Origin of the sequence: Stieleria sp. JC731, from assembly GCF_020966635.1 — a bacterium.
Classification (GTDB): Bacteria; Planctomycetota; Planctomycetia; order Pirellulales; family Pirellulaceae; genus Stieleria.
Genome location: NZ_JAJKFQ010000014.1, coordinates 1 through 2,944, shown reverse-complemented (window position 1 = coordinate 2,944; position 2,944 = coordinate 1). Strand labels below are relative to the sequence as shown.

Sequence of the window (2,944 nt, the reverse complement as noted above, 5' to 3'; positions counted from 1 at the left end):
TTGAATCCGAAGCTACCATGACAGAATCATGAGTGCGGGATATCGATGGCCAATCCTTCGTCCGTTAGTACCGGTTAGCTTAACACGTTACCGTGCTTACACATCCGGCCTATCAACCAGGTCGTCTTCCTGGGGACTTACGCTATTGCTTACGAAACCTAATCTCGAGGCGGGCTTCACGCTTAGATGCTTTCAGCGTTTATCCTTTCCGAAGTTAGCTATCCAGCCGTGCCGCTAGCGCGACAACTGGTACACCAGAGCTTCGTCCAACTAAATCCTCTCGTACTAAAGTTGAATCCTCTCAAGTTTCGAACGCCCACGGCAGATAGGGACCGACCTGTCTCACGACGGTCTGAACCCAGCTCACGTACCACTTTCATTGGCGAACAGCCAAACCCTTGGGAGCTTCTACACCCCCAGGATGTGATGAGCCGACATCGAGGTGCCAAACCGCATCGCCGCTGTGGACGCTCGGATGCGATAAGCCTGTTATCCCCGGAGTACCTTTTATCTGATGAGCGATAACCCTTCCATTCGGGATTACCGGATCACTAAGACCAACTTTCGTTCCTGCTCGACTTATGGGTCTCGCAGTCAAGCACACTTTTACCTTTACGCTCTACGCCTGATTGCCGACCAGGCTGAGTGTACCATTGCACTCCTCCGTTACTCTTTGGGAGGAGACCGCCCCAGTCAAACTGCCCGACTGACACTGTCCTTTGCCTGGATTCACAGGATCAAAGTTAGAATTAAAATATGACCAGGCTGGTATTTCAACAACGGCTCCTTCGACACTGGCGTGCCGAACTCAAAGCCTCCCAGCTATCCTACACAAGACATATCTCAACCCAATATCAGCCTACAGTAAAGGTTCACGGGGTCTTTCCGTCTAACCGCGGGTACGTGGCATCTTCACCACGACTACAATTTCACCGGGTCGGTGGTTGAGACAGTGCTGAAATCGTTACGCCTTTCATGCAGGTCGGAACTTACCCGACAAGGAACTTCGCTACCTTAGGACCCTCATAGTTAGGGCCGCCGTTTATTGGGGCTTCGGTCGCATGCTTCGCGTTAGCTAACATTCTTCCTTAACCTACCAACACCGGGCAGGCGTCAGTCTCTATACATCCACTTGCGTGTTAGCAGAGACCTGTGTTTTTGATAAACAGTCGTTACAGCCGATTTTCTGTGGCCCTCAACAGCGTGAACCATCAAGGGCGCCCCTTATCGCGAACTTACGGGGCCATTTTGCAGAGTTCCTTAACCACCGTTCTCCCGAGCGCCTTAGAATACTCATCTCGCCTACCTGTGTCAGTTTTAGTACGGTCAGTTGCTTAACCTAGCAGCTTTTCTTGGACGTCCTTCCAATGACTTCGAGAACTTAAACGCTCTCGAGCTATGCCTTGTATTACGCAGGTCATTTAACCCCCGCCAACTCAGCTTTCGCTACGGACATTTCTATTCGTACCGCTCACTTTCTGGACGCCGTCCCTGCATCGAATACACAACCGGCGAAGGAATGTTGACCTTCTGTCCATCGTCTACGCCTTTCGGCCTCGACTAAGGTACCGGCTAACCCTGGGCGGAATTACCTTCCCCAGGAAACCTTAGGCTTTCGGCGAACAGGATTCTCACCTGTTTTATCGTTACTCATTCCGGCATAATCACTCGATGACCCCGACACCACTCGTTACCGTATGGCTTGTATCTGATCATCGACGCTCTCCTACCGCTCTAGCAAGCTAGAGCCCGCTGCTTCGGTGTAGTACTTACTCCCGTTCATTATCGGCGCAGAAATGCTCGACTGGTAAGCTGTTACGCACTTTTTAAATGGTGGCTGCTTCTAAGCCAACATCCCAGCTGTCACGGCACTTCAACTTCCTTAGTGACTGAGTACTACTTAGGGACCTTAGCAGGCGATCTGGGTTGTTTCCCTCTCGACCCTGGAGCTTATCCCCCAGGGACTGACTGCCGAGATAATTTTACCGGTATTCGGAGTTTGGTTGAGTGAGGTACCCCGGGAAGGGCCCCCATCCCATTCAGTCTCTCTACCCCCGGTAAATAGTGGCTCGACGCTATCCCTCAAGATATTTCGGAGAGAACGAGCTATCTGCTGGTTTGATTACACTTTCAGTCCTCCCCACAGGTCATCCCCTCAGTTTTCAACCTAAGTGGGTTCGGTCCTCCACGCAGTTTAACCCACGCTTCAACCTGCCCATGGGTAGATCACACAGCTTTCGCGTCTGCAGCATACGACAATTTCGCCCTATTCAGACTCGGTTTCCCTTGGGCTACGTTCCGTAGGAACTTAACCAAGCCGCATACCACAACTCGCCGGATCATTATGCAAAAGGCACGCCGTCACCCGTTCAAATCGGGCTCCGACCGCTTGTAGGCACATGGTTTCAGGTTCACTGTCCTCCCCTTGCAGGGGTTCTTCTCACCATTCACTCACGCTACTGGTTTACTATCGGTCGTTAAGGAGTATTTAGCCTTACGGGATGGTCCCCGTAGATTCAATCCAGGTTTCACGTGACTGGACCTACTCAGGTGCTCCTGCGGTGTATGTTTGCTTTCGTGTACGGGACTGTCACCCTCTGTGGTTGGGCATTCCTGCCACATTCCACTAACAACACACAATCCGATATTGGAGTCCTACAACCCCGGAAGGGAAACCCTTCCGGTTTGGGCTATTCCGATTTCGCTCGCCGCTACTGACGGAATCGATTTTTCTTTCTCTTCCTCTGGTTACTTAGATGTTTCAGTTCACCAGGTTGGATTGGGAATCCCGGGATCATCGCTTGTTTGTCAACTCCCCCAGGCATTTCGCAGACTTCCACGCCCACACTCTTAACGCCAAGGCATCCCCCATGTGCCCTTGGTAGATTGGCCAACGATATCCCGAACTCAAACTCGATATGCCACCTGCGAAACGAGCCGCAGA

Annotated in this window: 1 rRNA gene; it reads right to left on the bottom strand. The window is 51.8% G+C overall.

The features are described 5' to 3' along the window. Positions 1 to 45: 45 nt before the first annotated feature. A 23S ribosomal RNA gene (locus LOC67_RS22625) occupies positions 46 to 2,892 on the bottom strand. Positions 2,893 to 2,944 lie beyond the last annotated feature (52 nt).